12 protein-coding genes are annotated in these 25,911 nt (G+C 51.4%); 4 read left to right on the top strand and 8 right to left on the bottom strand.

The genetic code is table 11. From position 1 onward, the window contains the following. Positions 1-72: 72 nt before the first annotated feature. The 4 genes from ACO0LK_RS07180 to ACO0LK_RS07195 form a co-directional block, all read right to left on the bottom strand. Positions 73-249, bottom strand: a complete 177-nt coding sequence (locus tag ACO0LK_RS07180; RefSeq protein ID WP_422973564.1) for a hypothetical protein — start codon at positions 247-249, stop codon at positions 73-75. Between the two features lie 71 nt (positions 250-320). Next, entirely contained in the window at positions 321-896 is a 576-nt protein-coding gene (locus ACO0LK_RS07185; RefSeq protein WP_422973566.1) for a BON domain-containing protein, read from the bottom strand. A gap of 92 nt (positions 897-988) precedes the next feature. Next, a complete protein-coding gene (locus ACO0LK_RS07190) occupies positions 989-1,918 on the bottom strand; it encodes an OmpA family protein (protein WP_422973568.1) in 930 nt (309 codons plus the stop codon). Between the two features lie 76 nt (positions 1,919-1,994). After that, positions 1,995-2,372 carry a DUF4398 domain-containing protein gene (locus ACO0LK_RS07195; RefSeq protein WP_422973570.1) on the bottom strand — a complete coding sequence of 126 codons (378 nt, stop codon included), beginning with the start codon at positions 2,370-2,372 and terminating at the stop codon, positions 1,995-1,997. A gap of 302 nt (positions 2,373-2,674) precedes the next feature. On the opposite strand from ACO0LK_RS07195, the gene ACO0LK_RS07200 reads away from it, so the two are divergent. After that, on the top strand, positions 2,675-11,461 hold the full coding sequence (locus tag ACO0LK_RS07200; protein WP_422973572.1) for a GH36-type glycosyl hydrolase domain-containing protein: 8,787 nt from the start codon (positions 2,675-2,677) through the stop codon (positions 11,459-11,461). Between the two features lie 330 nt (positions 11,462-11,791). On the opposite strand, the gene ACO0LK_RS07205 is transcribed toward ACO0LK_RS07200, so the two are convergent. Then, positions 11,792-12,595: a beta/gamma crystallin-related protein gene (locus tag ACO0LK_RS07205; RefSeq protein WP_422973574.1), complete on the bottom strand. Its 804-nt coding sequence runs from the start codon at positions 12,593-12,595 to the stop codon at positions 11,792-11,794. A 993-nt stretch (positions 12,596-13,588) separates the two neighbouring features. On the opposite strand from ACO0LK_RS07205, the gene ACO0LK_RS07210 reads away from it, so the two are divergent. The 3 genes from ACO0LK_RS07210 to ACO0LK_RS07220 are packed head-to-tail and all read left to right on the top strand — an operon-like array spanning position 13,589 to position 19,399. Next, positions 13,589-16,795, top strand: coding sequence for an efflux RND transporter permease subunit (locus tag ACO0LK_RS07210; RefSeq protein WP_422973608.1), 3,207 nt, complete (start codon positions 13,589-13,591; stop codon positions 16,793-16,795). After that, positions 16,785-17,954, top strand: coding sequence for an efflux RND transporter periplasmic adaptor subunit (locus tag ACO0LK_RS07215; protein WP_422973576.1), 1,170 nt, complete (start codon positions 16,785-16,787; stop codon positions 17,952-17,954). The genes ACO0LK_RS07210 and ACO0LK_RS07215 overlap by 11 nt, the downstream gene beginning before the upstream one ends. After that, positions 17,951-19,399: an efflux transporter outer membrane subunit gene (locus ACO0LK_RS07220; RefSeq protein ID WP_422973578.1), complete on the top strand. Its 1,449-nt coding sequence runs from the start codon at positions 17,951-17,953 to the stop codon at positions 19,397-19,399. The genes ACO0LK_RS07215 and ACO0LK_RS07220 overlap by 4 nt, the downstream gene beginning before the upstream one ends. 80 nt (positions 19,400-19,479) lie before the next feature. Here ACO0LK_RS07220 and ACO0LK_RS07225 read toward each other — a convergent pair whose 3' ends face one another. From ACO0LK_RS07225 to ACO0LK_RS07235, 3 genes are all read right to left on the bottom strand, one after another. Beyond that, entirely contained in the window at positions 19,480-23,466 is a 3,987-nt protein-coding gene (locus ACO0LK_RS07225) for a two-component regulator propeller domain-containing protein (RefSeq protein ID WP_422973580.1), read from the bottom strand. A 425-nt stretch (positions 23,467-23,891) separates the two neighbouring features. After that, on the bottom strand, positions 23,892-24,401 hold the full coding sequence (locus ACO0LK_RS07230; protein ID WP_422973582.1) for a hypothetical protein: 510 nt from the start codon (positions 24,399-24,401) through the stop codon (positions 23,892-23,894). A gap of 110 nt (positions 24,402-24,511) precedes the next feature. After that, positions 24,512-25,911, bottom strand: a 1,400-nt coding sequence (locus ACO0LK_RS07235; RefSeq protein WP_422973584.1) for a beta strand repeat-containing protein, incomplete at its 5' end; no start/stop codon positions are given.

Below are 25,911 nucleotides of genomic sequence, written 5' to 3' on the forward strand. Positions count from 1 at the left end.
GAAGGAATATGCCAGGCCAGATGGCACATTCGATGACATAACGGCATGCCGAAAACAAAAAAACGGATGACCTCAGGTTTTCTTGGGCGGTGGTGTAATCGACACCGCTACTGGATCACTGGCAGGGAAACTTTCATCCAGGGCTTCATCGAGGGCATTCTCTTTTTTTTCTTTGTGCTGCGGATTCGGGACTGGTGGCGGCTGGATTTTCTTTTCCTGTTCCGGCGTCATCGCATTTTTCTTAATCATTTTTGATCCTGTCCATATGGATTATCAAGTTATCTGGCGTTGCCCGGCCATATTGCGCCGGGCAGCCGTTCTTATTTTTTGATCGCCAGATTATTGACAACACCTGTCACGCCTGACACGCCTTTGGCAATATCCAAGGCACGCTGAGACTGGGTATCACTATCGACAAAACCGCTGAGCTGCACCTCACCCTTGCGAGTGACAACCGATACATCCAGACTTTTCATCTGGGCATCGCCCAACAAGGCAGCTTTGACGCCAGCAGTAATGACACTGTCATCGATCTTGTTGCCGACAGTCTGCACACCTTCTTTCAGACTCATTTTGTTGTCGACTTTTTTGACTCCCTCGACCGTCATTGCCACAACCACGCTGCGATCGATCTGAGCCCGGTTGTCTGCAAACCCGCTCAGCAACACTTCACCTTTGCGGGTGCCTATTTTTACATCCATACTTTTAACCGTGTCATCTGCCAACAAGGCCGCTTTGACCTTTGCAGTAATCACCGAGTCGTCAATTTCAACGCCTATGGTGGTTGCGGCGTTGGGTCCATTGGTATCGGCACCTTTATTACACGCCATCAGCGTCAATAACAGGCTTACAGAAATAGCAGGCAGGATATATTTGGTTTGGCGAAAATTAGTCATCATTCCTCCTTACGGACTATTATGAAATTAAGGCCTTGTTGCAACTGCATACCGGAAATGCAACAAGGCGCGGAATTGCTAGAGCAGAATTATTAGCGCGGAATTGTCTTGCCGCTGGCGTCCGAGAGGACAATTTCAACGCGGCGATTCAACTGACGATTTTGTGCCGTGTCATTTTCTGCTGCAGGATAAGACTCACCATAACCACGTATGGCAATACGGTCACGTGCCACGCCCATCAATACCAGTGCACTGCGCACAGCAGCGGCGCGTCGTTCAGACAAATCCTGGTTATGTGCCTTCGAACCGGTGTTATCGGTATAACCTTCTACCAGTACTGTTCTTTGCATATTGCTTTGCAAGACATCGGCCAGTTTTTGTGTTGTGCGCATGCCATCCGGCGTCAATTTGGCCTGATCAATACCAAACAGTACGTCACCCAGGGTGATGATGATGCCGCGCTCTGTGGTCTTAGCCTTCAACTCTGCCAACTGTGCTTCCAGCGCTGCATTGCGGTTTTGTATCTCATTGGCTTTGGCCTGTTCATCCATGATGCGTTTTTGTGCCTCACTTGCCTCGGCCTGGGCGATTTGTGCGGCCAACCTGGCTTGCTCAGCCTGTGCTTTTGCCTGATCTGCCTGAAGTTTTGCCTGGTTAGCTTCACTGGTTCGTTGATCCAGACGTATCTGGTCACGTGTCTGTGCTGCCGCAGCGGCGCTGGCTTCTGCCATTTTTTGTTTGGTCAGTTCCTGTGCCAGTCCTATTTTCTGTTTTGCCAGGTAAGCCAGGCGATCGATTTTTTCCGAATTTTCATCATTCTTTGCGGCGGTATTCGCGTCATTCATCGCCACAGTTGCCTGGCTCATTTCCAATGGTGCCAGGGTGCTTACATTCGGATTATTTTGTGCTGCCTGATACTCCATACGAGTCTGCTCCAGCAAGCTGGTGGTTTTTGGCATGCTGCTACAGGCAGCGAGTACAAGAGTGGTCAGCAATGCCGCTGGCAAGAATATTTTCTTCATGATAGTTTCCCGAGTAATTGGTAATAAAGACTGCGATAGTGGTTTTGCGTAGTCAGACTGTTCGCCAAACTGCTTATTACTTATTGCTATTGGCGCGATTCAGCTCTTCCCGCAAGATACGGATATCGTCCTGCAAGGCATTCGCTGCCTTTTCGGCCTTGGCAGAATTTGCCTTGCCTTGTGCCAGCTTGGCGTCAGCCTGTGCCTGAGCGGCAAGATCGCTCGCCAGTTTGTAGTCTTTGTCCTGCATGGCCTTGTTTGCCAGTGCCAGTTTTTCACGTGCAGAATTCATCTCGGCAGGTGCAAATTCAGCGCCCCCTGCCACGGCTGCGTTATCGACCGCTTCTTTGGAAACTGCCACCTCTGCTGTAGCAGGTGTCTTCATGCTGCTGCAACCCAGCAATACGGTCATCGCGAATGCACTAGCTATGCAGTATTTGAAATTTTTATTCATCATTTTCTCCATTAAATATCGGCTTAACTACAACGTAACAATCAGATGTTCTGTGCTTGTAGGTTATCGTTATAGGCCTGCTCCATGCTCCGGTCTGTGCGCTGACGCACATTCCTGAATGGTGTCATTCCTGCCATGCAATGTTCGGTAGCGCACTGACATAAACGGACACCACCTATAGCATCCGGATGACGCACATACACAGCATGAGCGGCTTCGATTCGCTCTCTTATCCAGGCTGTCTGCAATGTCAAACAAGCAGGAAGAACAGGCATATCGCATACAAAACGGACATCGTCTGTATGGCTGAATTTTCTGCACAACAGAAAGAAGTGAGCGCCTTGAAATCAGCACAAAAAATGTTTTCCGCCAGCCTGCATTATTTGAAAAATAGTTGGAAAAATGGGCAAATTCGACTAGGTTCTTACAATACTGCCGGTGCGGCAGAATTACCCTTGCGTGCAGATCTGTACAGCGCCCTACAAATGGAACAACATGGCCGCATACTGGCCAACAGTCATAAACTGAGTTCAGTATTCGGCAGAGATCAGTTGCTGTCACGACTGGCTGACAATCAACTCATCATTACGAATACCTGCACCCTGCTGACTGAAGCCGTCAAGAATGGCCAGCAGGTGACACCAGCAGCAGCGTGGTTGCTCGACAATTTTTATCTGATCGAAGAACAGATACGTACAGCCAAACGTCACCTTCCCAAAAATTACAGCAAAGAACTGCCACGCCTGCTGCGCGGCAGTGCAGCAGGCAGACCACGTGTTTATGACATTGCACTGGAAACAATCTCACATGGTGATGGTCGGGTTGATCCGGAAAACCTGAGTCGCTTCATCAGTGCCTACCAATTGGTTTCTGTCATGAAGCTGGGGGAACTATGGGCAATTCCCATCATGCTGCGCCTGGCACTAATAGAAAATCTGCGCCGGGTAGCCATGCGTCTGACCAATGCACACAAAAGTCGAGATCTGGCCGCATCATGGGCAAGCAGAATGACAGAAACCGCCGACAATGATCCCAGCAACCTGATATTACTGGTGGCGGACATGTCGCGTTCACATCCACCTTTGGAAAGCGCATTTGTCGCCGAGATGGTCAGACGTCTGCAAGGCCAGGGGCCTGCACTGTCCCTTCCCTTGAACTGGCTGTCACAGCGTCTGGCAGAAACCGGGCAGACCATAGAGCAGCTGGTGCATCAGGAATCGCAACAACAGGCTGCAGACCAGATATCCATCAGTAACAGCATAGGCAGTCTGCGGTTTCTTACTGCGATGGACTGGCGCGAATTTGTAGAAAACATGAGTGTCGTCGATCGCTGCCTGCGTGATGATCCAGCCGGTATCTATGGCAAGATGGATTTCGCTACTCGTGATCTATACCGGCATGCGGTCGAAAAAATTGCCAAGCGCAGCACCCTGTCAGAATCAGAAATTGCCAGCAATGCCGTCCGTTATGCGCATGAACACGCAGTTAAAAAAGGACATGCTGACCGCAGTGCCCATGTGGGTTACTTCCTGATTGGCAAAGGGGTGGCAGAGCTGGAACGTTCTGCTGCCATCCACTTGCCCTTGCCAGAACTGATACAACATGCCGGGCGAAAATCTGCATTCAGTATCTACATAGGCAGCATCACCATTCTAAGTTTACTGACCGCAGGCCTGCTATTTGGCCTGGCCAGACAGTATGCGACCAACGTCTACATATTAGTGGCCTTCACCCTGGTCAGCCTGCTGGCGAGCAGCCAGTTCGCTCTGAGTATGGTGAACTGGATAGTGACGCTGATTGCCTTGCCCCGGCCCTTGCCTCGCATGGATTTCTCAAAAGGGATACCAGTCGAATTCAGTACCCTGGTGGTTGTGCCATCGCTGCTGATTGACCCGCAGAGCATTGACAATTTATGTGATGCCATGGAAATACGCTTTTTGGCCAACAGCGATGCCAATCTGCGTTTTTGCCTGCTGACAGACTTCACGGATGCCGATCAGGAGCATCTGCCTGGAGATGCCACCCTGATCGATCGTCTAAGCCAGAATATAGCGGAATTGAACCGCAAATATCCACGCCCGAACGGTGACCATTTTCTGGCCATGCACAGGCCCAGAGTATGGAATCCACAAGAAAAAATCTGGATGGCATATGAGAGAAAACGTGGGAAACTGGGTGCCTTGAATGGTTATCTGCGCGGTGGCAGCGATCAGGCCTTTACCTGCATCATTGGCAGCACGATCGGTCTGGAACACATGAAGTATGTCATCACCCTGGACACCGATACTGAATTGCCGCGCGATACAGCCCGAAAATTCGCGGCTGCCATGGCACATCCCCTGAACCGCGCCAGCTACGATGAAGTTAAAAAAAGAGTCGTCGAAGGTTACGGCATTTTGCAACCACGTGTGGCGGTCAGCCTGCCAGAAAAAGATGCCTCTTTCTATGAATTATTATGCAGCGGTGAAGCAGGTATCGATCCGTACACACGCAGTGTCTCCGATGTATATCAGGATGTGTTCGAAGAAGGTTCTTTTATAGGGAAAGGCATTTACGACATTGATATCTTTGAACATGCGCTGAAAGACCGCATGCCCGAAAATCGTATTCTGAGCCATGATTTACTGGAGGGCTGTTATGCCCGTGCCGGTTTGCTAAGCGATGTACAACTGTATGAAGAATATCCATCGTCTTATCTCGCCGATGCCAGGCGCAGGCATCGCTGGATACGCGGTGACTGGCAGATCGCCTCATGGCTGCTGCCCAAAGTTCCTGGCATGGGGAAAGTGCGGCATACCAATACACTATCCATACTTTCACGCTGGAAGCTGCTGGATAATTTGAGACGTAGTTTGGTGCCGATTGCACTGACCGCATTTCTCATCATAGGCTGGAGTGCCATCAGCCATGCATGGCTGTGGAATACCGCAATGATCGGTTTCCTGTTATTACCATCGCTTAGTGCTTTTTTTCTGAATCTGTTTCAACAACCGGAAGACGCCTTCTTCCGCCAGCATTTGCTCTCCCTGGTGCGCTCAACCAGACAGGATTTTATCCAGGCATTTCTAAATCTTGCCTTTCTGCCTTTTGAAGCATGGAACAATGCCGACGCGATTGTCCGCACGCAATGGCGGATCATGGTTAGTCGCCGCCGTTTGCTGGAATGGCGTCCTTCCATCATCAGCAACCACCAGAACGAAAACAATATATGGAGTTACATACGTCGCATGTGGGTGGCACCTGCCCTCTCCCTGCTGATATTAGGCGGGTTGATGTGGGAAAGAAGTGCCGCTCTGGCAGCCGCCTTGCCGTTTCTGCTACTTTGGACAGGATCGCCGCTGTTGGCTTATCGCATCAGTCGCGTCCAGACCAGAAGTGATGCGCATCTGTCACCGTCGCAAACCACTTTTCTGCATGCGCTGTCACGCAAGACCTGGTTGTTCTTTGAAACATATGTTGACGCAGAAGACAACTGGCTGCCACCCGACAATGTGCAATTTCAACCTGTTGCCGTCACTGCACACCGCACCTCGCCAACGAATATGGGATTGTCTTTGCTGGCCAACCTGGTTGCCTATGATTTTGCCTATATACCAGTTGGTCAGTTGCTGCAGCGCACGCAAAATACCTTTGGCAGTCTGGCCAAACTGGAGCGCTTCCAGGGACATTTTTATAACTGGTATGACACGAAAACCTTGAGCCCGCTACAGCCACTGTATATCTCCACGGTGGATAGCGGCAATCTTGCAGGTCATTTGCTGACCTTGCGACCCGGGCTGCGTGATCTGATCGATGCCCCCATCTGTCAAGCCAATATTTTTTGCGGTTTGTGCGACACATTCCAGATTTTGAAACAGGAACTCAACGGTGAAATACCAGATCAACTAAGCGGATTTGCAATAGATATCGATATCCTGTGTCTGACTTCGACCCATTCCATGACTGTCATCCATGACTGCCTGCGCAGATTGACCTACCATGCTGACGTGTATTTCAGCCATTTGAATCTGGCCAGCGATGCTCCGGTCCATATATGGGCATCTGCATTAAGCAGACAATGTCACGCGCAACTGGATGAAATTATCTTTCTGGCCCCCTGGGTCAGCTTGCCGGACCCTGCCAAATGGATGCAGGCCTATCCTGAACTGGATGTCATCCCCAGCTTGCAAACACTGGCAAAACTGGTCGATTCACTATCACCGTTAGAAGCTGACAGTCTTGCCGTCGATCAATGCACACAGATGGAACACGCAAATAGCAACCTGGCCATGTTGGTTGGCGAAGCAAGTCAGCGTGCAGCCACACGTATTCTGCAAATCCAGCAGTTAATACTACAGACAGGTGAATTTGCCAGGATGGAGTATGACTTCCTGTATGACGCCACCACACACTTGCTGACCATAGGTTACAACGTACATGAAAGACGGCGCGATGCAGGTTGCTATGATCTGCTGGCATCAGAAGCCAGGCTGGCTACATTTGTCGCCATCGCTCAAGGCCAGATTCCACAGGAAAGCTGGTTTGCACTGGGAAGACAGTTGACCATCGCGGGCGGCGAACCCATCCTGCTGTCTTGGAGCGGTTCGATGTTTGAGTACCTGATGCCACTGCTGGTCATGCCTAATTTTCAGAATACACTGCTGGACCAGACCTATCGGTCAGTCGTGCAACGGCAGATAGAATATGGCGAGCAACGCAATGTTCCCTGGGGTATTTCTGAATCGGGTTATAACACTTTCGATGCACAATTAAATTATCAGTATCGCGCATTCGGTGTGCCCGGGCTGGGCTTCAAACGCGGCCTTGGTGATGATCTGGTGATCGCCCCCTATGCATCAATGATGGCACTGATGGTGGTGCCCGAACAGGCCTGCAATAATCTGCAACAGTTGTCGGCCCAGGGTTTTGAAGGAAAATTCGGTTTCTTTGAAGCGATAGATTACACGCCTTCACGTCTGCCACGCGGTCAGGCATACACGGTAATCCGTTCTTTCATGGCCCATCATCAGGGTATGGGATTCTTGTCGCTGGCTTATCTGCTGCTAGACCGTCCTATGCAAAAACGCTTTGAGTCAGATCCTTTTTTCCAGGCAACCATGTCGCTGTTGCACGAAAGAGTGCCCAAAGCCACTGCCACGTATTCGAATACGACGGAACTGGCCGACATTCGCACTGGCCATAATGGTCAGGAAATGCCTTTGCGAATACTCCATCACGTCAATACCAGAACACCCGAAGTACAGCTTTTATCGAATGGCCGCTACCACGTGATGATCAGTAATACCGGCGGCAGCTACAGCCGCTGGAATGACCTTGCCGTCACCCGCTGGGCAGAAGACAGCACGCGTGATCACTGGGGCACATTCTGCTACGTAAGAGACGTGGAAAGCGGACGCTACTGGTCTACTGCCTTTCAGCCGTGCCTGGTGGCATCACCCAATTATGAAGTTATTTTTTCCGAAGGTCGTGCTGAGTTCCGTCGCAGTGACAACAATCTCGATATGCATACCGAAATTGTCGTATCACCGGAAGATGACATCGAATTGCGTCGCACTCGCATTACCAACCGTTCACGCAGTCGCCGTACCATAGACTTCACTACCTATGCAGAAGTGGTACTGGCACCAGCCGCAGCAGATGCCATGCACCCGGCGTTCAGCAAACTGTTTGTGGAAACCAGGATTTTGCCGGCTCAGCATGCGATTGTATGTGCCCGCCGCCCGCGCTCGGTTGATGAAAAAGTGCCCAGCATGTTCCATCTGATAGCGCTGCATGGAGCAGGAATGGACAAACTGTCGTATGAAACCGATCGTGCAAAATTTATAGGTCGTGGCAACACGCTGGAAAAACCGGATGCAATGCGGATTGGCAGGCTATCAGGCAGTCAAGGTTCGGTACTGGATCCGGTAGTTGCCATCCGCTGCCAGATTACCCTGGAAGCAGAACAGATCGTCACCATTGATGTGGTCACCGGCATTGCCGAAAACCGTGATCTCTGCCTGGCATTAATAGAAAAATACCAGGATCAGCATCTGGCTGACCGTGTGATAGAACTGTCGTGGACTCATAGCCAGGTGGTCTTGCGGCAATTGAATGCCACCGAAACCGATGCACAACTGTATGGCAGGCTGGCCAATTCAGTCATTTATGTCAACCCGCTGTTACGTGCAGAGGCCAGCGTATTGATACGCAACCACCGCGGCCAGTCGGGCTTGTGGAGTTATGCCATCTCGGGCGATCTGCCCATTGTACTGCTGCAAATCAACCACCAGGACAATATAGAACTGGTGCGGCAACTGGTGCAGGCGCATGCCTATTGGCGTGCAAAAGGGCTGGCGGTGGATCTGGTGATCTGGAACGAAGATCACGCCAACTACAGACAGGCATTGCAGGATCAGATTATCGGCCTGATCTCTTCTGTCACCGGTACCCATGCCATAGAAAGACCGGGCGGCATTTTTGTGCGTCTGGTGGAACAGATTTCCAACGAAGACAAGATCCTGTTTCAATCCGTTGCCCGCGTCATCCTCAGTGATAACCGGGGTACACTGGCAGAACAGTTGAACCGCCGTGATTTGCTGGAAGTAAGGGTTCCCAAGCTGGTGCCAACCAGATCTGCGTCGTATGACATTAGTCGAACCGCGCCAGTCCAGAGTCCGGCGAAGGAGCAATTAATTGCAGACAATGGTCTCGGTGGTTTTTCTAAAGATGGCCGGGAATATGTGATCACTACCAGTGCAGTCCGGACTACACCAGCGCCCTGGGTCAATATACTGGCCAACCCGCATTTTGGCAGCGTCATCTCCGAAAGCGGTCAGGCATATACCTGGGCCGAAAATGCCCATGAATTTCGTCTTACACCGTGGAATAATGACCCAGTCTGTGACAGCAGTGGTGAAGCCTTCTACCTGCGCGACGAAGATACCGGCGCTATCTGGTCGCCCACCGCCTTGCCTTGTCGCGGCAGCGGCGATTACACGACACGCCACGGTTTTGGTTACAGTATTTTCACCCATGAGGAAGATGCTGTGCGGACAGAACTGACGGTCTTTGTTGCGCTTGATTGTGCTATCAAATACAGCATCCTGCGGGTGCAGAATCTTTCGGAAGAACAAAGGAATCTGTCTGCCACGGGCTATGTAGAATGGGTAATGGGCGATCTTCGTCCCAAATCAGTCATGCATATTGTCACAGGCATCGACCCGGCCAGCGGTTGCCTGGTTGCACGCAATCCCTACAATACCGAATTTCAGGGGCGTACCGCCTTTTTTGATATCGACAGCAATAACCGTAGTTATACCGGTGACCGCAATGAATTCATAGGACGAAACGGTCATCTGCAACAGCCAGCGGCACTGGAAAGAATACGCCTGTCCGGTAAAACAGGCGCCGGACTTGATCCCTGTGGGGCTTTGCAGCTTGCTTTTGAACTAAGCGCCGGGCAAGAAAAAGTCATGGTCTTCATGCTGGGCATGGCCAATGCCTCGCAAACGAATATCACGCCACTGATACTCGAGCGTCGCGGCATCGTGGCCGCAGAGCAAGCTTTGGCCAAGGTGCATCAGTACTGGCGCGAAACGCTGGGTACAGTGCAGGTCAATACGCCAGACCAGGGCCTGAACATGCTCGCCAATGGCTGGCTACTGTACCAGACCATTGCCTGCCGTCTGTGGGCACGTAGCGGCTATTACCAGTCAGGTGGCGCATTTGGCTTCCGTGACCAGTTGCAAGACAGCATGGCGCTGGTACATACGCAGCAAAAACTGGCCAGGGACCAATTACTGCTGTCCGCTGCCCATCAGTTCAGTGAGGGTGATGTACAGCACTGGTGGCATCCACCTTCAGACCGTGGAGTACGCACCCACTGCTCGGATGATTATCTGTGGCTGCCACTGGCAGTGGCACGCTACGTGACCGCCAGCGGTGATCGTGGTATTTTGAACGAACAGATTTTCTACATCGAAGCGCGCGCCGTCAATCAGGATGAAGATTCCTATTACGATTTGCCGATCCGGTCCGGGCAATCTGCCAGTCTGTATTCGCATTGTGTGAAGGCGATACAGCACGGACTGCGCTTTGGTAGCCACGGTCTGCCCCTGATTGGTTCATGTGACTGGAACGACGGCATGGACAAGGTAGGTCACCTGGGCAAAGGTGAAAGTGTCTGGCTGGCGTTTTTCCTGCATCAGGTACTGACGCGCTTTGCCGACATCGCACGCCTGCAGCAAGATCATGATTTTGCCGCACTGTGCAAAGACCAGGCCAAAAAACTTTCTAAAAACATTGATGAACATGCCTGGGATGGTGACTGGTACCGGCGTGCCTATTTCGATGACGGCAGCACCCTGGGTTCGGCACACAATGTGGAATGCCAGATCGACTCGATATCGCAAAGCTGGGCGGTGCTGTCCGAAGCGGCGGATCCCCAACGGGCATTGCACGCCATGCAGGCAGTTGATCAGCGCCTGGTGCGTCGTCAGGACCAGATCATACAATTGCTGCAGCCGGCCTTTGACCAGTCGGGCCAAAATCCCGGCTATATCCGTGGATATGTGCCTGGCGTGCGCGAGAATGGTGGGCAATACACCCATGCTGCAATCTGGACGGCCATGGCCTTCGCCAAAATGGGAGATGCAGAGCGTGCCTGGGATGCTTTTCAAATCATCAATCCAATTAACCATGGCAATTCTGTGGATACCATAGCGCGCTACAAGGTAGAACCCTATGTCGTGGCTGCCGACGTGTATGCAGCAGAGCCGCATATCGGCCGGGGTGGCTGGACCTGGTACACCGGCTCTGCCGGCTGGATGTACACCTTCATCATGGAATCGCTGCTGGGGATCAGACGGGAAGGTAACCATCTGTCGTTCACTCCCTGTGTACCGGCGGACTGGAAAGACTTCAGCATGTGTTACCACTACCTGAACACGACTTACAACATCCATATCAGACTGCAAGATGCCACATACGGACAAAGCAAGCTATACGTAGATGGTGCCGCCATCGCGAATTTATCACTGACCTTGCTGGACGATAAACTGGAACACAAGGTAGAACTGGATTATGTACGCAATACCACCAAGCCCTAGTGGACTGTAACAGCTGAAAACAGAGTGCCTTCCGCTTGCGCGGCGACCATGACTGCGTTGCAAATGCTCGCGATAGTTCACTATCGCTGTGCATAAGTGTTAACCTTGCCTTGCCCTGATCGCCGGGCAAACGTCTTTCACTTCTGTTTTAACTGTTACAGTCCACTAGTCGGGAATAAAGAATCATTGATGAAAAATGCCAGCCTTGTAAGAGCTGGCATTTTGCATCATTTCAAGGTATAAAAAAAACAGGCCGTATGCTGGCAAAAGCATACGGCCTTGTCCTAATCCATCAATAGCGATGGAGGTACTGGCAATCAAACACCAGAATTACAATCTTGGATCGCCATTGCGATTGACAGCAATGGTGGATCCCGGTGGCGTACTCATTTGCACGCGGTGCTCTACGCCACGGTAATTATAAGTAACGTCCCAGTATTCGGGTTTGTTATTGGCGGTAGTTTCGCAACGACGTACGTCACGCTGGTAACTGTTGCCATTATTGCGTCCCACATTGGAGCCCAGTGCACCACCTGCTACTGCACCACCTGCTGTAGCCAGATCACGGCCGGTACCACCACCAACCTGATGACCAAGAATGCCACCTATCAAGGCACCGGCAATGGCACCACCGACGTTCGGCTCACTACGTTCGCCCTGTACTTGCTGACGTTCGATCCAGCAACGTTCACTTGGTGGACCAACCACGGCGCGCACCGATGTGACGGGTGCTTCGTACATGCTTTCATTCGGACGACGACGGTATTCATAGTTGGGTGTATCAAGGGGCGCTGGTGCTTCATTTTCATAACGACCGTTGCCTCGCAGAGGGCGCACGGATGAAATACGATTATTCAAACCCATGCCTGACAGGGTATCGTAGCTGCCTTTACGCAACACCATGCAACGGCCACCGAAATTGGCATCATCACAGACTTCCCAGCGCCCGCTGGTCACAATCACAGACGAGGCCTGATCATTGAAGCCGCTGTTGCGTAAATTAGACTGTTGTCCGTTGGCATTGAAGGTACGCCCACGAAAGCCCTCGCCTTCATAAAACGTGATCTGAGCACTTGCATGAGCCGCCAGAAGCAGACCGGACAAACCGAATATCAATTTTATTTGCTGTTTCATTTATTTCTCCAGAGTAGAAGTCCAGCTAAGAATGGGCACCATAGGTATATTCCGCCAGATTTGAAAGAGAGCCTTTTCGGTATGGAACATTATCCAGACCCAAATGCCATGCGTATCAGAATCTACCAGAGTCGGTTTAAAGTCTGTTCGCTGGCGTACATAGCATTTTGTAGCCAGACTGATAATGCCTGCAAGTACGGCTCAAAAAACCATAAAATGAAAATAAAGACAACTTTCCTGCACGGAGCATGGCAACAGTATTCAAGAACCACATTTGACTGGTTTACCAGCTTTTTTCCTTGCGCAAATGAATAATATGTAACAGCCAGGTGACAACAATGTGACAGGTTGCTCACCCGCGCTTGCAAGCAAGAATCAAGATTCAATACCAGCCTGCCAACCGGGGCAAATGGCTTTATTGTCAGTCATTCATGAATGTAATTCATAAGCTTATGCGCATTATCCCCACTAGTCATGCATGCCCAGTTTGTTTACTATTCTATGTATGGTGCATGTTGGTAGCAGCTGGGCATTATTCTTGCCTGCTAGTGGACTGTAACAGTTGAAACAGAAGTGAAAGACGCTTGCCCGGCGATCAGGGCAAGGCGCAAAGCACAGCGATAGTAAACTATCGCGAGCATTTGCAACGCAGTCATGGTCGTCGCGCAAGCGGAAGGCACTCTGTTTTCAACTGTTACAGCCCACTAGTATTCTGACCAGCCATCGCATCAATAGCCTGTTGCATGTCGTTCCAGGTGCCTTGCCTGCTATCCGGGCAGATTGCTGCGTCACCATTTTTTACCCTTTGTGCAGTTTCCCGGACTAGCTGGAATTCATTCCATAAACAGGGACGAGTTCTGGTCTACATTCACACCCATTGCACCCATTGCACCCACTTCACCCATTTAGAGGCGAAAGTAAAATGCGTTCCATGATCATGCTTTTTTCTTCCACCAAGGCTTATCTGCCGCAGTCCACCGGAGCCCTACAGTGTTGATTGATGTCGTCCGCGTTGCCTTGCGACGCCCTTACACTTTCGTCGTCATGGCCCTGGTGCTGGTGATAGTTGGTCCTCTGGCTGCATTGCGTACGCCTACCGATATCTTTCCCGAGATACGCATGCCGGTCATCGCTGTGGCCTGGCAATATACTGGCTTGCCGCCTGACCAGATGGCGGGCCGTATCTCTACCTTGTTTCAGCGTAGCCTGACGACAACGGTGAACGATATTGAGCACATAGAAGCAAATACTTATTCCGGTGTCAGTGTCGTCAAAATCTACTTTCAACCTGGCGTCAACATTGCCGTTGCCAATGCCCAGGTAACGGCGATTGCACAGGTAGCATTGCGCCAGATGCCAGCCGGTATCACGCCACCACTGATCCTCAACTACAACGCCGCCACTGTGCCGATTCTGCAACTTGCGCTGTCCGGCCAGGGCTTGTCGGAACAGAATCTGTTTGATCTGGGCATGAACACCGTACGTACGCCATTGATCACAGTACCAGGCTCGGCGATTCCCCTGCCTTACGGCGGCAAACAGCGTCAGGTACAGATAGATATCAAACCGGCTGCGTTGCAGGCACGCGGCCTGTCTGCCCAGGATATCTCTGCGGCACTTGCCGCCCAAAACATCCTGGTGCCCGTAGGCACGCAAAAAATAGGCAGCCTGGAATACACAATACAACTCAATAGCGCACCCTCGGTGATTGAAGAATTGGGGCGACTGCCGGTGAAAGTAGTGAATGGCAGTACCATTTACTTGCGCGATGTGGCGGACGTGCATGACGGTAACGCCCCGCAAACCAATATTGTGCATGTCGACGGTGGCCGTTCTGTGCTGATGTCGGTACTGAAAAATGGTTCGGCATCCACACTGGCGATTGTCGACAATATCCGGGCCAAACTGCTCGCCCTTAAACCCTCGTGGCCAGAGGCACTGAAGGTGGTGCCCATCAATGACCAATCCCTGTTTGTGCGGGCAGCGATACGCGGGGTGGCGCTGGAAGGGGCCATCGCCGCCGCGCTGACCAGTGTGATGATCCTGCTGTTTCTGGGTAGCTGGCGTTCCACGGTCATCATCGCGATATCGATACCACTGTCCATCCTTGGTTCCATCATCGCGCTGGCAGCTTTTGGCGAAACCTTGAATCTGATGACGCTGGGCGGCCTGGCGCTGGCCGTCGGTATTCTGGTGGACGATGCCACGGTCACCATAGAAAACATCAACTGGCATCTGGAACAGGGCAAGGATGTAGAAACCGCCATACTTGACGGTGCACAGCAGATTGTCACACCGGCCCTGGTTTCATTGCTATGCATCTGTATCGTCTTCATCCCCATGTTTTTCCTGGAAGGGGTATCACGCTTCCTGTTCGTGCCCATGGCCGAAGCGGTGATTTTTGCAATGATCTGTTCTTTCCTGCTGTCACGCACTCTGGTGCCGACCATGGCAAATTATTTGCTGCGGGCACATACAACCCACCACCCGGATGCACATGCATTACCGAAGACACGTAATCCGCTGCTGCGATTCCAGCGTAATTTTGAAGCACGTTTTGAACACCTGCGGGAAGGCTACAAGAATTTGCTGAAAACGGCGATCAGCCATCGCCCCATCTTCATCATTGCTTTCCTGGCAGTGACTGCACTGTCATTCCTGTTATTACCTTTTATCGGCAGCAATTTCTTCCCTTCAGTCGATTCGGGTCAGGTATTGATGCATGCCCGTGTCCCTGTCGGTACACGGGTGGAAGAAACTGCCGTCCGGTTCGCCCGTATTGAAAAGGTAATACGCCGCGTGATACCGGCTGAAGAAATCACGACACTGGTCGACAATATCGGCTTGCCACCAAGCAGTATCAATCTTACCTACAACAACACCGGGGTGATGGGACCGCAAGACGGGGATTTTCAGATTGCATTGCGCGAAGGCCATCGCCCTACCGCAGAATACATCCGGCAGTTGCGCGATATCCTGCCACGTGAATTTCCGGACACTACGTTTTCATTTCCACCAGCCGATATCGTTAGCCAGATTCTCAATTTCGGCGCACCCGCGCCGATAGATGTGCAGATCCGGGGTAACAACATCACGGCCAACTTTGCCTATGCGCAGCAACTACTGAAACGCATACGTGCCATTCCTGGTGTGGCAGATGCGCGCATACAGCAATCCAACAAGGCGCCTGTTTTCAATGTGGATGTTGACCGCACCCAGGCGCAACTGCTGGGTCTGACCACGCGTGATGTCACCAACAGTCTGGTGGTCAATCTTGCCGGCAGCAGCCAGGTAGCACCGACCTACTGGCTGAATCCGGTCAATGGCGTCAGTTACCCTATCGTCATGCAGACACCGCAATACCAGCTGGATTCTCTCGCTGCTCTCGCCAATCTGCCGGTTGGCAATGGCATCACCACAAATGCAACTACACTGGGTGGCCTGGCCAGTTTTGAACGCAGCACCGGTAGTGCTCTCATCAGCCAGTACAATGTACAACCCATGGTACAAATCCACGCTGCCATTCAAGACCGTGACCTCGGTGCCGTGAGTGAAGATATCCGCCGCGTCCTGGCCGACACCACGGCAGATTTGCCCAAAGGTGCCTCCGTACAATTACTGGGTCAGGCGTACACCATGGACCGGGCTTTTTCCGGCCTGCTGTTTGGACTGCTGGGTGCCGTGCTACTGATTTATTTGCTGATCGTGGTGAACTTCCAGTCGTGGCTTGATCCTGCTGTCATCGTCTCTGCCCTGCCTTCTGCACTGGCGGGTATTATCTGGATGTTGTTTGCCACTCATACGACCCTGTCTGTACCTGCACTGACGGGTGCCATCATGTGTATGGGGGTGGCCACGGCCAACAGTGTGTTGGTCATCAGCTTCGCCAGGGAAAGACTGGCAGAACTGGGCGATGCCTCCAGCGCGGCCCTGGAAGCCGGATTCGTGCGCTTCCGTCCGGTATTGATGACTGCGCTCGCCATGATTATAGGTATGCTGCCCATGGCGCTGGGGCTGGGTGAAGGTGGCGAGCAGAATGCTCCGCTGGGCAGGGCCGTCATTGGCGGCCTGCTCTTTGCAACCCTGGCCACTCTGGTATTCGTCCCCGTCGTCTTCAGCCTTGTACATGACTGGCAAGCCCGCCGCCGCACATATGCACTGCCGCAACCTGCTTTAGGAGTATCCATAAATGAAAACTGATTTCTTGCGTTCCCGGCAAAAATTGTTCGGCCTGACCCTGACTGCCGTCGCCATTATTGTCGTCATCACCGGTCTTATCAGTCGCCGCTCACAGGCTGAACAACTGAAGCAAAGCACGGGTGAGCGCAATATTCCGACGGTGTCATTGCTATCAGCATCAAATGTCAATACTGCCCAGCTTGAATTACCGGCCCGTATCGAGCCATGGGCCCGTGCCCCCATCTATGCGCGCGTCAGCGGTTACCTGAAAAACTGGACTGTTGATATAGGCAGCAAGGTCAAGGCAGGGCAATTGCTGGCACAAATAGAAACGCCGGATCTGGACCAGCAACTGCTACAAGCAAAGGCGGAACTGGCCACGGCCCAAAGCAACCTGGCACTGTCAAACAGCACCGCGCAACGCTGGCAGGCATTGCTGAGTTCAGATGCGGTATCCAGGCAAGAAGTTGATGAAAAAACCGGTGACCTGACGGCCAGACAATCGGTAGTCAAAGCCTTGCAGGCGAACGTGGATCGGGTGCAATCACTACAAGCTTATACTCGCCTGGTAGCCCCCTTTGATGGCGTGGTCACTGCGCGCAATACTGACATCGGTGCACTGATCAATGTCGGTGGTGCACCAGGCAGTGAATTGTTTGTGATTTCAGACGTGCGTCGCCTGCGTGTCTATGTCAGCGTGCCGCAACGTCAGTTGGCCGTCATTCGTAGCGGTAGTGTCGCCCAGGTCAGCGTACCAGAGCGCCCTGGTCGCAGTTATGCAGCAAAAGTCGAATCGCTGGCGCAAGCCATCAGCCCCGGTTCGGGCACGATGTTGATACAGCTTTCCGTCAACAACGAAAGCGGAGAATTGTTACCAGGCGGCTTTGCCACAGTCAGCTTTGCTGCCGCAAGCTCTGTAGAAAATGTAAGTGTGCCACCAGGTGCGCTGATGATAGGCAAGAATGGCGTGCAGGTCGCTACCGTCAATAGCGATAACCGCGTAGTGCTGAAGCAGGTCACGGTGGCACGTGATATGGGCAATGTCATTGAATTGGCCGCTGGAATTGACCGCAAGGACCGTATCGTCGAAAGTCCTCCGGACGGGCTGGCAAACGGCGATCTGGTGCGTATTGCCGCCAGCAGTCAGAACCCTCAGAACAAGCAGAAAGGGACACCGTGAAACGATATGTCGCAGCGGCACTCGCCCTATGGTGCGCAGGCTGCAGTCAGGTCCCGGTGGCACAGCCGGGTGGCGTGACAGTTGCAGCTACCTTCAAGGAAGCTAAAGGCGCATGGAGCACCGCAGAAACTGATGTGAGCTTGCCCAGCCAGGCCTGGTGGAGCATTTTCCAGGATGCTGAACTGAATGCGCTGGAAGAACAGTTGTTACAAAATAGCCCTGACCTGGCAACTGCCCTCGCACGCTATCAACAGGCACGTGCGGCAACGGATGTGTTGCTGGCTGCACAATCCCCTAGCTTGGGCACTTCTGCCAACGTCCAACGTAACCGGCAGTCAGAACGTCGGCCACTGCGTGTCCTGGGGCCTAATTCGCCGAATGAATATAATAGCGCCACCTTCGGTCTCGACTTTGCTTATGAAGTTGACCTCTGGGGTCGTGTGCGTCAGCAAGTCAATGCCGGTGTCGCCCAGGAACAGGCCGCCCAGGCAGACCTTGCAGCGGCAAAACTGTCCTTGCAGGTACAACTGGCAGATACACTGATTGCCTTGCGTGGTATGGATGAAGAATCAAGGCTATTACGCGAAACAGTCGCGGCCTATGCCCGCAACGTAGAAATGATAGAGCGGCGCCACCAAAATGGCATTGCATCTGGTCTGGATGTAGCGCGCGCCCAGGTTCAACTGGAATCAACACGTTCACAAATGCAGCAGGTACAGGGGCAGCGAGCGGTGCTTGAACATGCAATAGCTGCACTGACAGGTGCCAATGCATCGAATTTTTCCATCACACCAAAGGCCGTCTCCGTGACGACGCCACTGATACCGATTGGCGTACCGTCTACACTGCTGCAACGCAGGCCAGATATCGCGGCGGCGCAATTGCGTGTGACAGCGGCGGCAGCCAGACTGGGCATGGCAAAAACTGCATTTTTCCCAACGCTGAACTTGAACGCGTCTGCAGGCTTGCAAAGCAGCGATCTGGCAAAATTTGTAGAAATGCCCAATCTGTACTGGGTACTGGGGCCAACACTTGCCCTCAACCTGCTGGACGGTGGACGCCGCAAAGCACAGATCGCTGATGCTGAAGCTGTGCTGGATGAAAACGGGCAGCGTTATCGTGCCGTCGTACTGTCTGCCTTCCAGCAGGTTGAAGACCAACTCGCATTACTGGTCCAATATGGCGAAGCAGCAAAAGCCGATAGCCTGGCAGCCGCATCGGCCCAGCGTGCGCTGGAACTGGCGAGCAAGCGTTACCAGCAGGGTGTGATCAACCAGATTGAAGTGATCGTGGCACAAACTGCCTATCTTCAGGCTCAGCGCAGTACTTTGGATCTCAATACCAAACACAGGCGGGCAACGGTACAATTGGTCAGGGCATTGGGTGGCGGCTGGTCTATGGACCAGATCACGGCACAAACGAAGACTAAACAAGCAAACGAATAGCGAATACATCATCGCCGGTTTTGACTGTACTGTAGTTTTACGATAAGGCTTTGCATTCGCTGCTGCGGATGCAATCCGTTTTAATTCGGTTGCGCTTTGACGGGCAGACGAATGGTGAAACAACTACCGTTTCCATATTCTGACCGCACGGTGATATCACCGCCATGCGCGCGTATGATGCTGTACGATGTTGACAGCCCCAGGCCTACGCCCTCTTCTCTGGTGGTAAAGAAGGGTTCAAAAATACGTTCCATGTGTTCCGCCTTGATGCCTGTTCCATTGTCTTCAAAATCAATCAACAAGCAATTGACGTCGAGCGAACTGCGTATCGCAAGAAGACCAGCAACATCACTATTTGTCTGAATCTGTTTTTCTCTTACCGCGTGATAGGCATTCAGAATCAGGTTCATGAATACCTGGTTCAGTTGACCGGGAGCACAATCTATCATTGGATTCGCATCCAGCTCACATTGAATCTCCATCGCATCCTGAGTCTGGCTATGCAGCAGTTTGATTGACGTCAACAAATTATTGACAATCAATACCGGCTTGCGCAGCGACACATCAACCCGACTGAAAGTCAACAGATCCTGTACCACCTGTCTGATTTGACGGGTACCATCCAGTACGCTCTTCACATGCATCTGCAAGCCAGTGAAGCTATCGCGAAACTGTTCGATCACAGTCTGATCTGCATCATTCCCGGCCATGTTCAATAGCATGATATAAAACCGTTGCAGATCATGTTCCAGGTTCTGCGCACCGACATGTGAAAAATTAACTGCATTATTGAATTCGTGCGCTACCCCGGCAGTCAGAGTTCCCAAAGCGGTCATTTTTTCCTGAAAGATCAGTTGCTGCTGCGCGTCTTTCAAAGTATCAATCGCATGTGCCAGTTGCTGGTGCGCTTCCGCGTTATCCAGCGCAACGGAGGCAAAAGAACAAATGGTGGAAAACATCAACTTTTCACGTTCACCATAGGCATGTGCCCTGTCCGAATACAGACAGGCAACGCCCTGTATCGCATTTGAAGCAAACAATGGCACCAGATAGGCTGTTTGCAAATAAACAGGTATGCCTGCCATCTGCAAATCTGGCGAGGCATCCATGAGCAAATCCTCACCACTGCCGGCGACCTTTGACACACACGACGCTTCAACAAAAAGAAACTGATGCAGGTCATCCGTATTGATTTTCCGTTCAATCCCGAACACCAATTGAAACTCGCCCGTGACACTGTCTTTTCTATAGATGGAGAAACGGCTGCTATCCAGTAAATCTGCCACATGCTGATGAAATGACTGATACAGTAATTGCACGTCCAGAATGGCAGTGATGCCTCTGCCAATTTCACCAAGAAGGCGCATAGTGTCATTGGTCCGGGCGAGCTGGGTATTAGCGATACTCAAATGCGTATTAGCTTCCAGCAATTCGCTATTGGCGACACTCAACTCACTCTGTTTGATATTCAGGTCAGCCGTGCGTAACAAGACCTGCACTTCCAATTGACGCTGTCGACGCAGCAAATTACTGGTCTTCTTCTGTATCAGCATGAAGATTCCCACGGCAACGGCAAGCATTGCCAACAACACAAACCACCAGCTTTGATACCAGGCAGGGAACACACGAATGGGCAGAGATATTTCCTGCTTTGCCCAGCGCCCTTCACGATTGGTCGCCCTGATACGCAAACGATAGTCGCCTGGCGGCAAATTGGTATAACTGGCGATGCGGTGATTTGAATCAACCTCCAGCCAGGATGTGTCATAAGCTTCCAGTTGATACGCATACCTGTTACGGGCTGGCGTTGAATAATCCAGTGCAGAAAACTCTACGGCAATATTGTTACTGTCTGGTTTAATCTGAACTGGATTCTTGAAATTCGTATCAGGCAATGGCGGAGGCTGAACAACTTTTCCACCTGCTTCAATATGGGTAATCACCAATTGTGGATCATAATCCCATTGCTTGATCAGTTCGGGGTTCACGATAGTCAGGCCACCAGCACTGCCAAACAATACTTCACCACGTGATGTGACCGCACCAGAATGTGCCCAATAAGTTGAGCTTGCCACACCGTCGGCACGTTGCAGCGATTTGATCTTGAAATCCAGCGGGTCGATCACCACGATACCACCATCGGTACTGCCCCAGATCTGCCCCCGGTGGTCTTCGATCAGCGTATCCACCAAATCGCTGGGCATGCCGTGTATCGATTGCAATTGCCGGAATTCCAGTTTGCTGCCGGTAGTCGACAACACATTGGCCACACTGACCACACTGACATTAATGCCCCCGCCCATGGTACCTACCCAGAGACGCTTGCGTGCATCAACCAGTATGGTGGTTACAATATTGGATGACAAGCCCGCAGGATTGGCTTTATCTGCCAGAAAATGGGTATGCGCGAGGGTCGTCCGGTCAATCCGGTACAGGCCACTGCCACGCATACCTACCCATAACATATTATCTGCATCAAGGGCCAGCGCTTCGACCGGGCCATCATTGATGACTTTTTTCGCTCTGCCACTGGTGATACGCAAATCACCTGACAAGTCTATGCGCCACAAACCGTCTTCGGCCCCCACCCAAAGCAGGTTGCCTTCCTGACTGATGGCATTGACAGGCATGACAGCATCAAGTGGCGCAAAGTGCGCTTGCTGCATCTGCTTACCATCTGCATTGGCACGATACAAACCGCGTTGTGAACCAATGTAGATGGTTTGATTGACGGGCTCAGTGAAAGCCGTAAATACAGAGTCCGGAGGTGGATTGCCCGCTTGTCGCACATCCGGTTTTAACCAGCTTACGCTTGCTGCATCGGGGTCAATAATATGAATGCCGTTATTTTTCAAGCCCAGCCAGACCCTGCCATCGTTCATCGCAAATACAGAAGTGACGTTCTTATCCTTGATGCGATTGACTGCGCCAATACCACCATTCATCGCCAGGATGGCTGACTGTCTGACATTGTGGCGACTTACGCCGTCGTCGGTACCTACCCAGATAGTGCCGGCACGGTCTTGCAAAATCGATTCGGGCGTGTCGTCAATTAAACTACTGGCGGCGGCTGTATCATGTATCAGGCGTTGCGCCAGCATGGTCTGTTTATCCAGCACAACAATGCCGTGGTTGACGGTGCCTACCCACATCTGCCCAGGCGCTACTTCCTTAATGAAAGTGACGGTGTCGTTACGTAATTCATCGCCACGGTAACCGGCAGCTTTGATCGATATGGGATTACCGGCCAGGGGATCGATGAGATAGACCCCGTGATTCGCCGTGCCAACCCAGATAAGTCCATCGCTGCTTTGTTCCAGATATCTGATATTGGGGCTTTCAGCAAGCACGGCAGAAAAACCCATGTGGCTCAATTTTTTGGTTTTCCCATCAAGATAACTCAATCCTTTTTGCGTGCCTATCCATAAGGTCTCACTTTTGTCGCGCAATACGGTACGAATCACATTACTGGGCAAACTTCCTGCGTCACTCTCCACATGGCGTACATGTGATACCTGGCCTGTATCTGGCGAGTAATGATCAACGCCATTTGAAGTTGCAATCCATAATCCTGCCCCGCCATCGTCGGCGATGTCGTAAATAGTTCCATCGCCTGTACCATTCTTGCCCACAGGTACGCGGACAAAACGATCACGAGCCGTATCGTAACGTACCAGTCCTCCGCCATTTGTCCCTGCCCACAAGCGACCGGAATGGTCTACATGCAGGGACAGAATGGAACTTTCTGGCAGCGCATTTACATCTTTTAAATTTTGCTGATAAACCTTGAATCGATAACCATCCCAGCGTGCCAGTCCACCCTGCGTTCCAAACCAGATGAAACCCTGGGTATCTTCGGCAATAGCCTGTATGACGATGGCAGGTAAACCATTGTCGGTTGTCAGGTTTTGAAATACCTTGTCACTCAAAGGCTGCCAGCGATTGCTGTTCCCTGATAACAGTACTGGATTTGCTACATTTACTGAATTCGCTGCCTCAGTGCATGAAAGACCCAGACCCGTCATCAGGCAAAGCACCATACCTAATGCCTGAGAAAACGTCAGCATTAACCGGCGCCATCGTTTCAGAAAATACGAAATCTGCGGCGTCAAGGCCATATTAGTATGATGAAGATATCATTTTTCATTAAGATGCCGTTACGATGAGTTTTTTGTCGTCTGTGTCAGCACTTTACCTGCCGCCCCAGTTTTTTGATCATCTGCTGCAAGCAGTACTACCGCATGGATAAGCAATACCTGTCGTTTCATACTATCACCTATTATGTATTGGTAGGAATAACATGAAACGTCCACGCGCAACTTGCCAGCCCAGGCATGCAAAGGCATGGCACAAAGCATGTATGGCAGTGTGGGACAGATCGACTGTGGGGAAATGATGCAAGAAGCAGATTATTCAGAAAAACGAAATGGCTGCGTTATTACCAGGCTTGCCAGTTCGTTTTTCTTGATGAAGATATGTATTGCATCAAAAATCACTCTTTGACGAGGTAACCACGCATGATCCAGTTCAAGGTGGCGTTGCCACCATTCTGGGGAACATATGCGCCCCAGAACATGCCATAGCCACCGGGTATACGTACACCAGCCGACAGCAATTGCGTTTTCATCGGATAGCCGGTACTTGCTTCAAGGGGTACATGCAGCAACGTGACTATACCCGTACCTGCTTGCCCAGGCGGGCTCAAGTACAGCCTGGCATTTCCTGCAAGCGCCAATGGATTTTGCATGGTTTCGATTTCAAGTATCACCAGCGAATAGCCGACGGGTACCGAATAAGAATTTGTAGTTGTCGGCGCCAACTGACCGACCTGCCATACACTCCATTGTGGCAAAGCACCGCCCCAGAATGACATATTACCGTTGATGGCAATCATGCGCGCGGCAGGAACACCCAGGTGGGTTAGCTCCTGAGCCTGTACTAAGGTACCGGAACATAAAAAGAAAACAGTTACCGCCAGCAAGCGTTTGAGCATGGTAAGCATAGATATCCCAGGTAGTAACGATAAGGATGATATTGATGGTCCGAGGAAAATACCTGGCAGATCCTGTGAAGGATCTACCAATTTTTCAGCCTCGTTTCAAGCTTCAGAATTTACGCAACAAAGTCACCCACCAGAATGGTGCCTGCACCGACAATTTTAATGATAAAGTCAGTCGCATCCACCGTACCGGTTGTGCCACCAATGTTCTGGAAGGCATAAATACCGGCTGCAGTACCGGCACTTACCGTAACCAGGTAAGCCTGGGTATTGGATGCCAGGGCCGCGCCGGCAGCAGTAGCCGCCGTTGCAATAGCAGCGGCAAATGTTGCCGTATCTGCGGTTGCGATATTCAATGCATTCAATGTCGTTGCGGCCGTGCCTGTCTTGAACACGTCAATACCTGCGACTTTAAAATTGACTACCGTATCGATGGCAGAGATCACTGAGCCAGTAACAATCGCTTCATTACCGGCAACACTGGCAGAGAGATTGATTGTATCTTTGCCAGAACCACCAGTAATTGTTGTATTACCAGTAGCTGTTCCGACCATATTGAGTACCTGACCACCACTGCCCAGGGTGACGTTATTTAAATCGCTATTACTTGAACGAATAACGTTTAATGAAACACCCACACCATTTTCATTGATAAATGTCCAGGCAGGATTGGCACCCACATAAAAGCCAATTGCTTCAACATTGCTTACCAATGTGCTGATGTCTAAAGCCGCTCCCAAGCCGTTAAGAATGGTCAGACCATCAAAGCCAAGGCCACCGTCAATTCTGGTAGCCCCAGTTATTGCGGAATTGGGAACAGACATATTGTCATTTCCCGTACCACCTGTTACAGATACTAATCCTGTAGTGCCAGAAAAAAAATTATTGCCATTAGCAAGGACATAGTTTTCAATCGTTGTATTTCCATTGATAGTTCCCGCTGTGCTGAACGTGATTTGCTCTGTTCCTGAACCATTGATTGTAGTGAATGAATTATATTGCGCCACTGTCATCGTCACATCAGCGAAGTTTAGATTCAAATTTTCAAAACCGGACACCGTGGCACCAGAAATATTCGTACCACTCTGCAATGTGAGTTGATCATTCGTACCGGAACCTGCTGTGTAAGTTCCTGTGTAGGTATCATGATCTGTGTACAAGATGTTATTACCATTACCCAAATTGACCGTACCGGCAATAAATGTAGTCCCCGTATTGACGAAATTTACAGTGTCATCACCAGTACCGCCGTTAAGCGTTGTAATTCCCGATGTTGCATTGGCAAATTCGATGTTATTGCTGCCATTTCCCAAATTTAATATCTTGATATTGGAAATGGTGCCGCCAATACCGCCGCCATTCACTCGATTACCTGCGCCTGTGAGATTGACAGCGCCACTCAAAGTAATGGCATCCGTATCACCCGCATTGCCATTCACAGTCGTACCCGCAAGCGTTGCCGCCGTACCGGTAAAGTTCTCGTTGATCCCGGCCACTCCATTAAACACCCCAC

The organism is Undibacterium sp. Ji49W, from assembly GCF_049340205.1.
Classification (GTDB): Bacteria; Pseudomonadota; Gammaproteobacteria; order Burkholderiales; family Burkholderiaceae_D; genus Undibacterium.